Raw genomic sequence first — 14720 nt, 5'->3', positions numbered from 1 at the left:
TATTAGAAATGGTTGCGAAACCGGTAACCTTTCGAGGTGTTTTCCATTTGATTAGACGTGGCTGTTTCAGACATGGCTTCTTTTTTTCCCTTTTCTTTATCTATCTTTTGAACAAGGTTGCTGGCTAGGTCTTCGGTTGTATGGATATTGTTTCCAATGATTAATTTCCCGCTTAATTCATCAATTTCAATATTGTCTAACCTGAAGATAATGTTCTCAAGATGATGTATTTGTACATGATCAAAGTGAATGTTTTTTTCATTATTTTCTTTTTGTTGTTTTTCCAACAGTTCAATAATTTTATCTAGCTTTGTAATAATAAGAGGAGTAATTGTATTTTCTTTTTCTTTCTGCCTTTTTCTAAAAGAAAAAAAATTAAACATAAATTCTCCCCCGATAGCGGGGATCGAATAAGGGCTAAAAAAAGAATGAAGAGCCCGTTTACTTCCCGCGTTTCTAACTAACAAAAAGCATCTTATTAAACCATTTTATGCTAAGAAAATTGAAGTTATTATTGGTACCTGACACCCCAAAAATACATTTGTGTGATTCTTTAACGACATGTATAAACGGTCGTTTTTTTTTTTGCTGTTTTAAAGGTCATTGTTGATTTTTAAAACTATGTTGATTGGAGCGGAAGGCGCGAGATCCTCGAAAATGCTATCGCATTTCCTTCGTGCGGTGTACCTTTTTTTGTTTTTTTCCATCAAAGTGGTCACTCCTCTGACACTCCCCATGCCTGAAGGCAGGGGGTTCTATTTCATACCAACTTTAGCTCTCCAAACCTAATGCGAAAAGAAAGAGGCTTGGCATCACCTTTGCCTAATGAAACTTTTTAGGTCGAAACCGTTCTGACGAACTTCGTTCGTGTGGTTGGATTTCCTTCCATCTCACAGCTTATTGACCCACGGAGCGTGTCTACACCGTTGTTAATTATTTTAGACTCCAAACGCAGAAATTAATTTCCGTTCTTTCTTCATTTCTTTTAAATCACTGACGCAAGTTTCTAACAAGGGTTTGATTTTATCCCATTCCTTGTTGGCTTCTTTTTATGGGACTTGGTAACGTGTTTAGCTAAAAAAGCACTAAACAAATCGCGTTGGGCGTGGATTCCGCATTCACAGACATGCCATCTGTCCTTCAATCGCTTTTTCTTTATTGTTCCACATAAACAGGTTTGAGATAGTTTGGTAGAGTAAGTGAAAAATTCCTGTACGGTTCCGCCATAAGCCATCATTTTCCGCTTTAACATTTTGACAAACATACTCGGGGCTTTTCTTCCCACGCTCTTGCCATAGAGTTTTTGAAAGGCTTTATACGACAACTTTTCTAGTTTTACGGTATTCGCCCTTTCAATGACTCGGTTAGTTTCCCATCATTGAAGCATTTTTCGGGTCTCCGCTAACCTCCGTTCCATTTCTGCCAACTCTTTTTTTATCTTGATATAGCGTTTGGAGTTTTTCCATACCTTTTTGCCTTTCTTAATGGTTCCATCCACATTGTAATGTTGCGGATTGTTGGCTTTTCGCTGACGTTCTAGCCTTCGTTGAATTACCCGTTTTTCCTTATCTATCTTTACCACCTTTTCACAGAACTCTTTCAATTCCGCTTTTGTGTCCGATACCATGGCAATCGTGGAAGGACCAATATCCATTCCCATTGTCTCGTCTCCCATTTTGACCTTCTGATAGGGGTATCCTTCTAAAATTAGCTGAACATAAAAGTGTGGATTTCCTTTGATGATTTTAGAAATGATCCGGCAAAATTTCACTCGATGCTGTAAAGCATGTTGAAGCCATTTATCCTTCGGGTTAATTAGGCATTTTAACGTCATATCCCCGATGAATACATACCCATTGGAATAGGTAAGAAAGGTTTCATTGTTTTTTCCTTCAAAAGAAACAAACTCACCTTTTGGCTTGAAAAAGACCCGTTTCGCCTGCTTTAAAGCTACTTTTTGTACCGCTTTAAAGGCTCTTGTCGCTATTTTTTGGCAAACATGCGTACCAAGATGTTCGACTATAAACTTTGAATCATTCTTCGTTTTAATTCCAAAAGATTGTATAGCCGAATCTTTAAATCCAAAGGTTTCATTTAAAAATTTAAATTGAGAAGAACGCTGTGTTTAAAACGCTTTGTTTTCGGGAGTTGAACTGTTTCTCGGTAGAGGGTCGTGTGTTGAAGGCGGTGAAGTCGTTTTATCCCTTCTCCTAAACAAGCATTATACAATTGCCTTGCACAATCGGATAGCATCAGAAGATGTTTTACTTGTTTAGGAGGGGTTTTTAAGCGAATCGTAGCGGTAAAAGTAGGGGTGGATTCTCGTTTTTCTTCTTCTGACATATCCTTTTAAACTCCTTTCTGATTTTCAATGTATTGTTTCACTACATCCAAAGTAGTTCCACCAACGGTGGAAACAAAATAACTGTTTGTCCAAAGAGAAGGAATACGGCTTTTTAGCCAAGGAAATTCTTTGCGAAGAATACGGGAAGAAACCCCTTTTAAATGGCGAACCAATTTGTTGATACCAAATTGAGGGTCTACCTCGACTAAAAGGTGAACGTGGTCGGGCATGACTTCTAATTCGATAATCTCCGCTTTCACCCCATTGGCTACTTCTAATAGAATAGATTTGAGTCTTTCATCTACTCCATCAACTAAAACATTTCTCCGATACTTTGGACACCATACAACATGATATTTACAGGAATAAACGACATTGTTATTTGATTTGTACTTCATATAACTTTTCATAGTTAAATCATACCATAAAACTAAATCTAATCAACTATTTTTGGTAAAAAATGCCCTATCCCCACGACTGAAATCGGGGGCTTGCGGGCTAGTTTGAATTATGGTCACAATATTGTCACCTAAACCACCGACCATGTCCTTTTGACCCCCTTTTTCCCTATATAAAAGGTGAAAGGGCGGTGCATTTATATGAATTTAAAATCGGGCGAAATTGAACGTTTTGAAGAGTTTTCTCAGTTTGCAAGTCTTAATGAATTTAACCATCATTTGGAAATGTGGTTGTCAGCGTATAAGCATGATCTTTCTAAAAGTGAATTGGTTGGCTTAAAACGGCTGGTACGGTTTTCGGCAAAGATTCCTGGTGTTTGCAATGCCAAAATTGGCACGGTATTAAAAGCTATTCATGAAGACTATAACGACCATGGCATTTCACGCTCAACCTTTAAGAGAATGGTGCAAAAGGCTATCACTTTAGGTATCATCACAGTTCATGAAACGGAAAGAAAAAATGGCTCTCAGTCTAGCAATCTTTATGTCTTTAATCGTTTTTCAAACTATGAACCACCTAAACAAGAAAAATTGAACCACCCTAAAGAAACTAGTATTCCTTCTAAAACTAAAGATCAAAAGATAAATAAACGTACAGAAGAATCGTCCAATCTAGATTTCAATTTTGTAAGTGACCGTGTACCTCAACCCTTTGTACAGCTAGTGAAGGTTTTCTTTTCAGAAGCAAAGACGATTGAAGAATACTGGAGAATGACGCAAATCGCTGCCTATCGAAATAATTTTGAAAAAGAAACAGAAAAAGTCCTAGTCATTGCGATGGCAGCCTTTAGGCAGTTAATTCGAAAGCTAAAAACGACACAGGTAGTGAGGAACCAAATTGCTTACTTCTATGGGATTTTAGATCAAAAATTTGAGGAGCTGTTTGTGAAAGATTTAGTTGAAATGGAAGAGTAGGAATGTTTTTCACGGTGAATATCAGAGCATACCCACTTCTACAATGAAACGACGGCTATCAGCATGTATATACTTTATTGCGACTTAATCGAACGTTTGTTTAAATTTCCTGTCAGCTTTATCAAATCAACCTTTCTCGACGAAAACAGCTGCATGAATTGTCTGTTGATGCGGTATTCATTTTGACTATTCGTCAAGAAGAGTTTTTATCTCTCAAAACAAACTTCTTTCTACCCATTTCGGGGGCTTTCATCATTAATCAAACGTTTGTTTAAAATAACTGGATTTCCTTTTATAGCAATGAAAATCTTACAAAGCTTATGAAAAAATTGCTGAAAAACGGCTTAAAAAAACCTATGAATTCGCTTTTTCACAAATAATTCAAAAATAAAACATATATACCCTACACCCCATGTTAAGAATGTGATAATTTGTAATTATAGGTAATATTACTCAGTTATCAATCTGTCCTTCGCATGACAGATGTGCGTCCAAAATCCACTGCATGAATCACTTTTTCCATAGATTGCATGGATCCTCAGAATCACTCTAAACTATCCAACACCAAAGGATAAAATCAACGTCTTTGACCCGGCCTCAATATGGATTTATTTGCTCATTTTTCCTATCTTCTTAGTTTACCAATATGACCTTAGTATTTAACGAAATAGCTTGTTTGGAAAACAGCCTATTTCTTTAAATAAACCATTTTTAAAAAAGGAAGTGGTGAAAAATTCAACTATTAATCTGAGATGATCTGTCCCACACGTACTAGTAAAAGAATTAAAGGAGTTGAAACATTTGAAGGTTAAAGAAAATTATATTATCCATCCTGATTTTATGTATATTTTTGGTGTATTTGATCGAAATGCAAAGCTGTGCACAATCGTCAGGGAATTAAATCGAACGTTTATTGTTGACAAATCTCCTTTAGAAATCCTAAATGACAGTATCCGCTGTATCGGTTTTGATTTAAGAGGAGCCATGAAAACAGCCCAATTGTTCCTTGGTAATAAACATATGTGTCCAGTCATGATTAACCCCATACATAAGATTTGTGTTTTTCCAAATAAATCCGCTAAGCATCCTGATGCCATGTGGTTTAATCCTACTCATATCATAAGAACAAACACTTTACGTCGAAATACCAAGGTAGAGTTCTCGAATGGATTGGTCATTATCGTTCCTTCGAAGCTTTATTCTTTTAATCATAAACTGCAAACTGCAGATCAATATATGAAAATGACAAACAGGATTACCAATAATCCCCCAACCATCAAGAAAGGTCCTAAAAAAGGCGCATGATTCTTGCATACATACTTCAAGAATGCTATGAAGCGATTGTTAACTGAATCTAGGTTTTCAGCCGAAAGAAAGCACTTTACCACAAAAAGGTAAGTGCTCTTTTTTGTTATGCCCCCATATAGAAGTAGTTACGACACAGGCTCGGCCGTCATTTGCCTCCAACATCTTCCACACGATCGATTCACTATAGCTTTCAGCCCTATGAATATGCAATATTCATCAGATTTCTACTTTATCCCGTTATAATCAAACGTTTGTTTAGTTTTCCTGTTTGCCTTATCAAATAAGCCTTTTTCGTCGAAAACGACTGCACGAATTGTCAGTTGATGCGGTATTCATCTGGTCCATTCTTCATGAACCCACAAGATGGTTTTTTATCTGCCAAAGTATTCTATTTTTCTACTCGTTTCGGAGGTTTTCATTGTAAATCAAACGATTGATTAAAACTGCGAGATTTCCCTTTATAGCAATGAAAATCTGACCCCATCACATAAAAAAATAGTGGAAAGTTGTCTAGAAAATCTTAAGGTTCCGCCCCACATCTCTTATAAAAATGAATTCATGGCATTCTTCTGCTCTTTTCAGGCTTTTTCCCTTTTAATCAAACGTTTGATTAAATCGAACTATTCCCCTTATCAATATTGGGTTTCCCCTTTAAAAAGTGGAAAAAAATTGTCCAATAGCTCGGTTACTATGAAAACACATTAGAGCTATATCTTTGTAAATCCAAACTATGTATTTAATAAAAAAAATCCTCTATGCCTAAACATAAAGGATTTCAATTTTGATAGACTGAAAGTTAAAGCTTATTAAATTCCAACTAAATTGGAGGTTTAGGACTAGAGTTGACTAATCCACGAATTTATTATTTTTTCAGGTTCCGATTCGCGATTATGTGTGCGAAACGATTATTTCACATTGACCATTTATTTCGAATCCTCCAAAGCCGACAGGGATAATAAGATGTGTACCTTTTTTCACTCCATATGACTCCCCATTATGAACAAGCGATCCTTCTCCTTCTATCACACTGAGGAGCAAATACTTGTCATCAAAAGAAAAGACAGCCTTCCCTTGAACATCCCATTTATAGACTGAGAAAAACTCAGATTTCACAAATGTGGTAATCTTTACATTGTCCTTTTTCTCCACAGAAGGAGTAACCATTGTATCTTGATGTGGCACATTTGTTACTTCGATTGCCTTCTCCAAGTGAAGCTCGCGAAGGTTCCCTTCAGCATCTCGACGGTCATAATCATATACACGATAAGTTGTGTCCGAACTTTGTTGCGTTTCTAATACAAGGGTGCCTTCACATAATGCATGAATTGTTCCGCTAGGTACGTAGAAAAAGTCACCTGGCTTAATTTTGACTCGGCGAAGCAACTCACTCCATTTGCCGGCATTCATTTGCTCAATCATTTCCTCTTTAGTAAGAGCGTTGTGACCAAAAATCATATCTGCATCTTCTTTACAATCAATGATATACCAGCACTCGGTCTTTCCTAATTCCCCATTCTCATGTGCCATCGCATAGGAATCATCTGGATGAACCTGAACCGATAAATCCATATTCGCATCTAGTATTTTAGTTAACAAAGGAAAGACCTTTTCCTTCGGATGACCAAATAGCTCCGGATGTTTTGTCCATAGCTCGTCCAAGGATATACCAGAAAATGATCCGTTTTCAATCACAGAAGGCCCATTAGGATGGGCAGAGATTGCCCAACATTCACCTGTTTGATTTGATGGAATTGGATATTCAAATTCTTCCCTAAGGGTTGTTCCACCCCAAATTCTTTCTTTAAAAACTGGCTTTAAAAATAACGGATTCAAAATCCTTACCTCCTCCTGTTGTTTTATCATTGATTCGCTTCTTCCCATGCTTGGTAGGCTAAAATTAGTGAACCAGTAATTCCTGCATCATTTCCTAAACCAGGGCTCACGATATAATCCGAAATCTTCGGTAAGGAAACATAATCGTTCAGAAAATCCTCCAAATATGTATAAATAGAAGTGAAAACCTGTTTCTGGTTCATGACTCCTCCACCCAGAATAATCCTTTTGGGTGAAAGAATCAAAATATATTGCATAAGTGCTTGTGCAAGATAATATCCCTCTAGGTCCCACACTTCCCTTCGATCAGCCAGATTAATCACCTTATCACCCCAACGCTCTTCGATAGAGGGTCCGGCAGCCAGTCCTTCCAAGCAATCATGATGAAAGGGGCATTTTCCTTGATAATGATCATCTGGATGGCGTCGAACAAGAATATGGCCCATTTCAGGATGTGACAACCCTTGTAGGAGCTTTCCTTGAAGAACCGCACCTGCACCAATTCCCGTCCCAACAGTAATATATAAACAGCTATCTAATCCCCTTGCTGCACCATGAGTTATTTCTCCTAAGGCCGCAGCATTCACATCTGTATTAAAACCAATAGGTACTGGAAAGGCCTCTTTTAAAGTCTGAATCAGCGGATAATTCCTCCAAGCGGTTTTCGGTGTAGATGTAATATAGCCATAGGTCTGACTATCTCGATTCACATCAACTGGTCCAAACGAGCCAATACCTAGGGCGTCAAGCCGATGCTGTTGAAAAAACGCAATTACTTTCGCCAGCGTTTCCCCAGGTTCCGTCGTTGGGATTTGAATTCGCTCCGCTATATTCCCTTTTTCATCCCCGATAGCACAAACAAATTTTGTCCCCCCTGTTTCAATCGCACCTAGCATTACTGTTCCCTCCAATAAAATTACAATTTACTATAAAGGTATCACCTTTAAAAGGATCTTCAAAGAAACAAACAAAAAAAATAAGAGAATATAGGAAAAATGTCACACTCCTCCTCATTCTCCTCCCTAAATGATATGATAATACTATCAACTGGTGTCAGGCATCCATAAAGATAGAAAGGTGAAAGTTATGAACGATCGCCAAAAAGCAATGCTGAAAATTTTACTAGAGTCCGATTTAGACTATATGTCCTCTCAAAATATCGCTGATTTGTTAGGTTGCTCCGAAAAGACAGTGCGAAATGATTCAAAAGCACTTGATGAATGGTTAAGTGAGCATTCACATGCAACACTTTCCCGTAAGCCGAACATTGGGTTTCGCTTAGAAATCAGTGACTCCGAGAGAAATTCACTATTAAACTCCCTATATCAGTTACAATTCGTTGACCAGGAAGTGGAGGAAAAAGACCGCTTGGCACGAATTCTCGAAATACTTTTAGTTGAAAAGAAAACGGTTACTCTCCAAAAACTTGCCGAGCTATTTTATGTCAATAAAGCGATTATTAAAAAAGACCTTGAAAAGATCGAGGCCTTTCTTGAACAATCAAACCTAAACGTAACAACAAAGCGGAAATCAGGTGTGGAAGTAGATGGAAATGAACAAAACTGGCGCTTGGCCATCTCAAGAATTCCTGCCTTTATTGGTGCAGAGCCACACACCCGCTTGGACTTTTTCAAATACTTATTTATCCAACAAGAAATAAAAGCAGTACAGCAATCATTAGAAGAATCCAATAAGACCTTATCCAATCCTTATACTGATGAAACAATCATGAATCTGACCATCCATATTCTTATTTCCATCAAACGTCTGAAATTAGGTCACTCGATTCCTCTAGCAACTGCAGAAGTCACAGATTTGAAAAAGACAAAGGAATTTCAGTATGCACTCAATGTAATGAAGAGACTGAGCCCTATGTTTTCCATTAGGTTTCCGGAAAATGAAATCGCTTATATTGCGCTTCACTTTATGGGGGGAAGGGTACAAAAAGCAATTCAAGAAAAGAACAATCCAGAGATTTCTTTTCTTGTTCAAAGAATTGTTAGTAGAATTTCAATGATCGTGCATGTTGATTTTACCCAGGATCAAGAGTTATTTTTAGGACTACAGGTCCATCTACAATCATCCATGAACCGAATTAAGCATGGGCTAAGTGTAACCAATCCTATCTTAGATGAAATCAAGCGGATGTTTCCCTATCTCTTTGATACGATCATGAACGAATTGTTCCAACTTAATAAGGAAATTGGCACTCAAATTCCAGAAGAAGAGGCGGCCTATCTAACCCTTCATTTTCAAGCGTCGGTGGAAAGGCTACAGAAGAAAAGTGGCCAGAACAAGAAGGTCATTATTGTTTGCCCAATGGGAATCGGAGCATCTGTCCTGCTTCGGACGAAATTGGAAAGGAAATTTCATTCGTTAGATATTATCGATACGGTATCATCGAAAAATATCCAACAGTATTTGCAGCAAAAAATTGATTTCATCATATCGACTGTACCGATTCCAAATCCTCCTGTACCTGTCATCGTCGTTACACCATTACTGTCCGCCGAGGAGGAGAATAGACTTCAGTCCTTTATTGAAGGACACAATAACGAAAAGGCTGACCGCACAGGAAAAGACAGTTTTCCTCAGTTACAAGCTCTTTTAAACGAAAATCTAATTCTTCTTAATTTAGATTTTGAGCACCGCTTTGAAGTGCTCGAAGCATTAGCCGCAAAACTCACCCAAGAAGGGTACGTTGAAAAAGCTTGTATCGAATCAGCAGTGATTAGGGAAAGACACTCTTCTACGTCCATTGGCGGTGGCATTGCCATTCCTCATGGCGATCCTTCATTAATAAAAAAGTCAGCTATTGCCGTTGGTGTATTAAAGAAGCCGCTGCTTTGGGGAAAAGAATACGTCTCCCTTGTACTTTTTTTGGCCACAAAACAGGGAGAATACCGAAACACAAAAGAATTGTTCAAAGAAATTGGCCAATTATGTGATCAGCCTTTAACCGTCAATACATTAACAAAACAGAAAACAGCTAAGGAATTTATGCACTCTTTAGGCTAATTCGTACCGTTCAACCACTATTTGGTTGGATGGTTTCTTTTTTAAAAGGCTGTGCTAAACTTGGCTGTTGATTTACGCTTAAGAAGCGAGCATCCGCGGGCGGTTCGGGAGCCTCCTCGGCGCAGTGCACCTGTGGAGTCTCCCTTGACCCGTTTCTCCCGCAGGACGTTGAATTAGCATCCTTGAATCAACACCGCACGAAGGAAATGCGATAGTATTTTCGAGGATCTCGCGCCTTCCGCTCCTATCAACATGGTGGTATGGATCGGCCCAATAAAGAGATCAGTCCTGCTGAGGTGATACAGCTGGTTGATTACTTTAGAACTCATCCAATCCTTCTTGTTTAAGTATCGCCCCCGTTTAGTTGAATAAAGATTACAACCAATAATTAATATAGTTATGCCAATGATTATTGCCATTTTTAAGGATTCCTTAAAGCTATATTCATTAAAAGAATCCCAATAACACTCCAACAACAGAAATTCCAACAAGGAGTAATAGTACCTTCGTCGTACTCATTTTCCTCTTCGAAATAAGATACCAGCTTAACATAACAGCTAATAAAGATAATAATCCTGGGAAAAAGCCATCAAATGTTTTTTGAAGATCTAGCACTGCTTTACCATTAGGAATCTTAATGGCGGTTGTTACGTGTACAAAGGATGCAGCAAGAGCACCGATCACCATAATTCCAAGTGTATTAAAAGAGTCTCTTAATTTTTTCGATCCCGCGCCAATAATAGTATCGATGGAATTAATACCGAATTTATACCCACTCATATACATGAAGTACGATAGAGATAACATAATGAATGAATACCCAAAAATATATAATAATACACCTATAGGACTACCTTGATTAGAAATAGCCATGGCAATCGTTAACAGTATCGGAATTAGAATACCTTGGATTGTGGAGTCACCAATCCCAGATAACGGACCCATGATACTTGTTTTAACGGTGTGAATCATGTCATCATCAATTTGTTTTCCATTTGCTCGTTCCTCTTCCATAGAGGTTACAATTCCATTTACAAGACTCCCTACCTGAGGTTCAACGTTATAAAAAACCGAATGTCTCTTTAAAGCTTCTTGATATTCTTCCGGTTTGTTTTTATACAATTTTTTAAGAACAGGTATCATCGAGTGTGCAAATCCGTGTGCTTCTAATTTTTCGAAACTCATTGAAGAAAGATGGTACATAGCCCAAGAACGCCAACCTCTACGCAAATCCTTTTTCTCTAATTTCGGCATTTTAGATCACCTCATCTTCTAATTCTACGGAAGTTTCTCCCGCATTGTGTTTAGTTAAATACACAATATAAGCTACTAAAGAAGCAATAACCGTAAGTGCTATCATACTTTTTGAAATAAAACTAATAAATACAAATCCTGTTAGGAAGAAAATGAAATGTGCTTTTTCTCTGATTAATAGATTCATTAACAAGGCGATTCCTAGAGCAGGAAGTAGACCGCCAAGTACACCCATCATCTTTGTAATTTGTACAGGAATAATAGCCAATGTATGTGCGACAAAACCTTGTCCTAAATATATTGCTAGAGTAACGGGTATAACTCGTAAAAGAAATGCAACAATTTGTGGAAAGACTGCATTGTTTAAAACAATTCCTTTATCATCTCCATTATTAGCTGCTCGTTCTGCTCGTCGATTCCAGTATGAATTGGTTACCATCATAAAATTAAAAAGAATAAGACCAAGTGCGCCAATTCCAACAGAAAGAGTTACGGTAACCCCTGGTGTAGCATGCGCTAACATTCCAAGTGCAATACCACCATATGAGGCGTAGGTAATCTCCATATTTTGCGTTCCACCTGTAGAAATTGTAGCAATAAATGCGGCTTGGACAGCTACACCTAAAATCACACCAGTAGTTACATCACCTAAAATAATTCCGATAATCAACCCGGCAACGAGTGGTCTTCCTACCACATAATAACCGCCTGTAACCCCCATAAGCCACGGTGAGGAAACAGATCCTAAGTAACAGAAAATACCAATTAATAATGCCTGAATAAACAATGTCACATCCATCTATTTCTCCTCCCTTGTATATAGCGTTTTCAATTTTTCCCACTTAACAGGTGTTTCTTCTGGAACTAATTGAAACGTGATATTAATTCCTTTATTTTGAAGAAAATCAAATGCCTCCTTTTCTTCTTCCGTAATAGAAACATTTTTTCCAATCGTTTTCGTAGTACCTCTTGCACTCATTGGCCCCACATTCAATTCAGTACCAAAATCACCGCCAAGTTCGTTTATTTTTTTTAGTGTAACTGGTGATTTAACAATTACAAAATAACTATTTTTAGCTTGTTTTGCTTTATTAACTTTTTCAACACCTTCTTCAGCTGTGTAAATCCCTACCTTTATATTACTTGGAGCTGCATGCATAAAAATTCCCTTTTGTAACGGATCACTTGCAATCTTATCATCGATAACCAAAATTCCATTACATGGTTTCAACTTCGACCATCTTGCTACAATTTGCCCGTGAATTACTCGATCATCAATTCTTACAAAAGATATTGGCATACCATTTCCTCCTCAAATTATCTAAGTAGTAAACAATTAGTTTGATATTGATTGTTGACCTGTTTCAATCGCAAGCTTATGCAATTCATCTAAACTTACTGACTGAAGCTGAATATATACTTCTACAAACATCGGCAAATTGACACCTGCCACAACTTTTACCACATCTTGATTTAGAAGGAAATGCTTCATTGACTCATTGTATGGTGACCCTCCTTTTAAATCACATAGTATTAGTATTTCATCATAATTATTTTTCAAGTCAGTTATAAGCTTGTCCATGGATTCAGAAAACTTCGTTATCCCTTCTCCATCTAAAGATAGGCTAAATGTATTTTCTAAATGTCCAACCATCATTTCTGCTGTTTCTAATAAACCTTTACATAAAGTTCCATGGGTCGTAACAACAATCGCTTTCATCTCTATTCCCACTCCTTTAAGATTCTTAAACTCTAACAAATGCTTGTATGACTCCTATTGTCTTTCCTTCTGCTCTCCCATAAGGACGAATTGTATATTCTTTTACATTTTCAGGGATAAAGAAAGTTTCTGCATAATGAACAATGAATGGTTCAAAATTATCAGTTGGGCTTTCAATAATGGCTTCTTCACCTTCCACAAGATTCAATACGTGTACACTACCATTTGTTTGATGGCTTGTCATTTTCGAAAACCAATGTCTTCTTGTTTCGATAAATTCTCGTTCGTGCAGCCCTGTTCTTTCTTCAATCCAGTGCTCTTCTTCTTTTATTGCTTCAATTCGATTAATCAAGTTTTCTTCTACCCATTTTGTGTCTCTATTCCACTGGATGACTTTCTCTCCATGCTCTATGTGAACTGGCCTTGGTAAACCGTCTAATCCGACTCGATCCCAATCCCATAGCTTAAAGGTAAAGATGTAAGGGGTTGCACTAATCTCTAAAACCATACAATTTTCCCCAGAGCAATGAATGGTTCCTGCAGGAATTAAAAAGTGATCATGTTTTCTAGCAGGGAATTTATTCACGTATTTTTCAGCTCTAAAAGACTCTAGCCCTTCGTTTGCTTTTCGCAAATCTTCAAACATCTCTTCTTTATTAACATTTTCTTTTACACCTAGATATACTGTCGCATCTTCTTTTGCATCTAGAATATAATAGCTTTCATCTTGCGTATAATGCATACCAAAGTTTTCTTGGATATATTCTGTTAAAGGATGAACTTGTAAGCTTAATTTTTGCCCTTCTACTGTATCTAAGAAGTCAAATCGAATTGGAAATTCTGTTCCGAAACGAGCATGCACCTTATCTCCAAGAAGTTCAACCGGATGCCTGAATACGAGATTAATTGCTGGTACTTCAATTTTCACATCATTATAACGAAGGTAAAGACTGTTTTCTTCAGGAACACCGTCGAAGCTCCATGCAAAATTTTCTTGATTTCGATCTAGGTTACAAACTTCTTTCATCCATTGTCCGCCCCATACACCTGGATCAAAGTAGGGTACAACACGAAATGGTTGTGTAACTATTTGTTGAAGTCCATTTAAATAAGCATGACCACTAATCATTTTCGGATCATTTTTTTCATTTGTATCTAACAAGTAATCGATTTCTGTAAATAACTCTTTTTTATGTCGGTCAGCAAAACGCCATTCTACAAAATATCCACGCTTATATTTCCGTAGGGTGTCCTCATCAAAATTCTTCATTTTCCAGTTACCTAATTCTTTTGACCGATAACGTTGTTGAATTTCCCATCTTGCTAAGTCAGCATAGATTAGAACATTTGGATTGCAAATAAGTCGGGCACCAACCCCATATACAACAATTAAACCGCTTTCAATTTTAGCAATGCTTGCTCTTGCATTATCAACGAGAGTTGGATCAAAAAACTCACTTAATTTATGACTGCTCATTACACCAAAAACTCGGTCATCTGTTAAATTTCGCTGAATCATCTCGGTAATTTTTTCTCCTGAAAAAGCAAGATCATCTGAATGAATAATGAGATCAGGGCGAAGTGGTAAAATAAGACCTTCTAAAATCTCTTGATACCGAACCCCAGGGTAACAATCAACCATGAGCACTACATTACTGTTTTGAATATCATTTATTGATTTAGAAATCTCATTTTGTATATCCTTATATCCTTGCCACGCACTATTTTCTTTCCCTAGAATCCTAATTTCTGGAAATTTATCATAGTTTGACATATCAAATCTCCTAATCATAGTTATAATGTTATGACTATAAACGTTAATGTCATAATGTTATGACATTAACTTGATTTCATATTATCATAGGGATAT

The 14720-nt window shown here is 37.2% G+C and carries 15 protein-coding genes; 3 read left to right on the top strand and 12 right to left on the bottom strand.

Features of this window, described 5'->3' with window-relative positions; genetic code table 11:
* Positions 1-2 precede the first annotated feature (2 nt).
* The 5 genes from BN1082_RS00405 to tnpA all read right to left on the bottom strand — a co-directional run bounded on the left by BN1082_RS00405 (position 3) and on the right by tnpA (position 2742).
* Positions 3-383: a hypothetical protein gene (locus BN1082_RS00405; protein WP_090629389.1), complete on the bottom strand. Its 381-nt coding sequence runs from the start codon at positions 381-383 to the stop codon at positions 3-5.
* 623 nt (positions 384-1006) lie between these two features.
* Positions 1007-1252 carry a zinc ribbon domain-containing protein gene (locus tag BN1082_RS28785; RefSeq protein WP_176699600.1) on the bottom strand — a complete coding sequence of 82 codons (246 nt, stop codon included), beginning with the start codon at positions 1250-1252 and terminating at the stop codon, positions 1007-1009.
* A 123-nt stretch (positions 1253-1375) separates the two neighbouring features.
* Positions 1376-1834: a hypothetical protein gene (locus BN1082_RS00395; RefSeq protein ID WP_090629382.1), complete on the bottom strand. Its 459-nt coding sequence runs from the start codon at positions 1832-1834 to the stop codon at positions 1376-1378.
* Between the two features lie 260 nt (positions 1835-2094).
* Positions 2095-2343, bottom strand: coding sequence for a hypothetical protein (locus tag BN1082_RS00385; RefSeq protein WP_090629379.1), 249 nt, complete (start codon positions 2341-2343; stop codon positions 2095-2097).
* A 6-nt stretch (positions 2344-2349) separates the two neighbouring features.
* Positions 2350-2742 (bottom strand): IS200/IS605 family transposase, encoded by a 393-nt coding sequence (gene tnpA, locus BN1082_RS00380; protein ID WP_090633038.1) that lies wholly within the window; start codon positions 2740-2742, stop codon positions 2350-2352.
* A 201-nt stretch (positions 2743-2943) separates the two neighbouring features.
* Here tnpA and BN1082_RS00375 point away from each other — a divergent pair, with 201 nt between their 5' ends.
* Both BN1082_RS00375 and BN1082_RS00370 read left to right on the top strand, forming a co-directional pair.
* On the top strand, positions 2944-3717 hold the full coding sequence (locus BN1082_RS00375; protein WP_090629377.1) for a hypothetical protein: 774 nt from the start codon (positions 2944-2946) through the stop codon (positions 3715-3717).
* Between the two features lie 801 nt (positions 3718-4518).
* The gene (locus tag BN1082_RS00370; RefSeq protein ID WP_090629375.1) at positions 4519-5022 is read left to right on the top strand and encodes a competence protein ComK; all 504 of its coding nucleotides are present in this window, start codon (positions 4519-4521) and stop codon (positions 5020-5022) included.
* An 891-nt stretch (positions 5023-5913) separates the two neighbouring features.
* Here BN1082_RS00370 and manA read toward each other — a convergent pair.
* Both manA and BN1082_RS00360 read right to left on the bottom strand, forming a co-directional pair.
* Complete coding sequence (manA, locus tag BN1082_RS00365) at positions 5914-6861, bottom strand: mannose-6-phosphate isomerase, class I (protein ID WP_090633036.1); 948 nt, start codon at positions 6859-6861, stop codon at positions 5914-5916.
* 23 nt (positions 6862-6884) lie between these two features.
* Positions 6885-7754 carry an ROK family protein gene (locus BN1082_RS00360; RefSeq protein WP_090629372.1) on the bottom strand — a complete coding sequence of 290 codons (870 nt, stop codon included), beginning with the start codon at positions 7752-7754 and terminating at the stop codon, positions 6885-6887.
* Positions 7755-7944: 190 nt separating this feature from the next.
* Here BN1082_RS00360 and BN1082_RS00355 point away from each other — a divergent pair, with 190 nt between their 5' ends.
* On the top strand, positions 7945-9876 hold the full coding sequence (locus BN1082_RS00355) for a BglG family transcription antiterminator (protein WP_090629366.1): 1932 nt from the start codon (positions 7945-7947) through the stop codon (positions 9874-9876).
* Positions 9877-10323: 447 nt separating this feature from the next.
* Here BN1082_RS00355 and BN1082_RS00350 read toward each other — a convergent pair whose 3' ends face one another.
* From BN1082_RS00350 to BN1082_RS00330, 5 genes are read right to left on the bottom strand one after another with little or no spacing between them, the layout of a single operon-like run.
* Positions 10324-11130 (bottom strand): PTS system mannose/fructose/sorbose family transporter subunit IID, encoded by an 807-nt coding sequence (locus BN1082_RS00350; RefSeq protein WP_090629363.1) that lies wholly within the window; start codon positions 11128-11130, stop codon positions 10324-10326.
* 1 nt (position 11131) lies between these two features.
* Entirely contained in the window at positions 11132-11929 is a 798-nt protein-coding gene (locus BN1082_RS00345) for a PTS mannose/fructose/sorbose/N-acetylgalactosamine transporter subunit IIC (RefSeq protein ID WP_090629360.1), read from the bottom strand.
* Positions 11930-12430 carry a PTS sugar transporter subunit IIB gene (locus tag BN1082_RS00340; RefSeq protein ID WP_090629358.1) on the bottom strand — a complete coding sequence of 167 codons (501 nt, stop codon included), beginning with the start codon at positions 12428-12430 and terminating at the stop codon, positions 11930-11932.
* A gap of 36 nt (positions 12431-12466) precedes the next feature.
* Positions 12467-12889 (bottom strand): PTS sugar transporter subunit IIA, encoded by a 423-nt coding sequence (locus BN1082_RS00335; protein WP_090629355.1) that lies wholly within the window; start codon positions 12887-12889, stop codon positions 12467-12469.
* Positions 12876-14624 (bottom strand): class I mannose-6-phosphate isomerase, encoded by a 1749-nt coding sequence (locus tag BN1082_RS00330; RefSeq protein ID WP_218055131.1) that lies wholly within the window; start codon positions 14622-14624, stop codon positions 12876-12878. The genes BN1082_RS00335 and BN1082_RS00330 overlap by 14 nt, the downstream gene beginning before the upstream one ends.
* Positions 14625-14720 lie beyond the last annotated feature (96 nt).

This window comes from Neobacillus massiliamazoniensis (assembly GCF_001048695.1).
In the GTDB taxonomy this organism is placed as follows: domain Bacteria; phylum Bacillota; class Bacilli; order Bacillales; family Cytobacillaceae; genus Neobacillus; species Neobacillus massiliamazoniensis.
The sequence above is the reverse complement of the archived record's forward strand: the minus strand, read 5'-3'. Positions and strand labels throughout refer to the sequence as shown.

What these genes read in the sequence shown, in the direction of transcription:
- BN1082_RS00385 (WP_090629379.1), bottom strand. Translation starts at nt 2,343, where the DNA reads ATGTCAGAAGAAGAAAAACGAGAATCCACCCCTACTTTTACCGCTACG.
- BN1082_RS00330 (WP_218055131.1), bottom strand. Translation starts at nt 14,624, where the DNA reads ATGTCAAACTATGATAAATTTCCAGAAATTAGGATTCTAGGGAAAGAA.
- BN1082_RS00405 (WP_090629389.1), bottom strand. Translation starts at nt 383, where the DNA reads ATGTTTAATTTTTTTTCTTTTAGAAAAAGGCAGAAAGAAAAAGAAAAT.
- BN1082_RS00395 (WP_090629382.1), bottom strand. Translation starts at nt 1,834, where the DNA reads ATGACGTTAAAATGCCTAATTAACCCGAAGGATAAATGGCTTCAACAT.
- BN1082_RS00345 (WP_090629360.1), bottom strand. Translation starts at nt 11,929, where the DNA reads ATGGATGTGACATTGTTTATTCAGGCATTATTAATTGGTATTTTCTGT.
- BN1082_RS00375 (WP_090629377.1), top strand. Translation starts at nt 2,944, where the DNA reads ATGAATTTAAAATCGGGCGAAATTGAACGTTTTGAAGAGTTTTCTCAG.
- BN1082_RS00355 (WP_090629366.1), top strand. Translation starts at nt 7,945, where the DNA reads ATGAACGATCGCCAAAAAGCAATGCTGAAAATTTTACTAGAGTCCGAT.
- BN1082_RS00340 (WP_090629358.1), bottom strand. Translation starts at nt 12,430, where the DNA reads ATGCCAATATCTTTTGTAAGAATTGATGATCGAGTAATTCACGGGCAA.
- tnpA (WP_090633038.1), bottom strand. Translation starts at nt 2,742, where the DNA reads ATGAAGTACAAATCAAATAACAATGTCGTTTATTCCTGTAAATATCAT.
- BN1082_RS00360 (WP_090629372.1), bottom strand. Translation starts at nt 7,754, where the DNA reads ATGCTAGGTGCGATTGAAACAGGGGGGACAAAATTTGTTTGTGCTATC.
- BN1082_RS00350 (WP_090629363.1), bottom strand. Translation starts at nt 11,130, where the DNA reads ATGCCGAAATTAGAGAAAAAGGATTTGCGTAGAGGTTGGCGTTCTTGG.
- BN1082_RS28785 (WP_176699600.1), bottom strand. Translation starts at nt 1,252, where the DNA reads ATGTTAAAGCGGAAAATGATGGCTTATGGCGGAACCGTACAGGAATTT.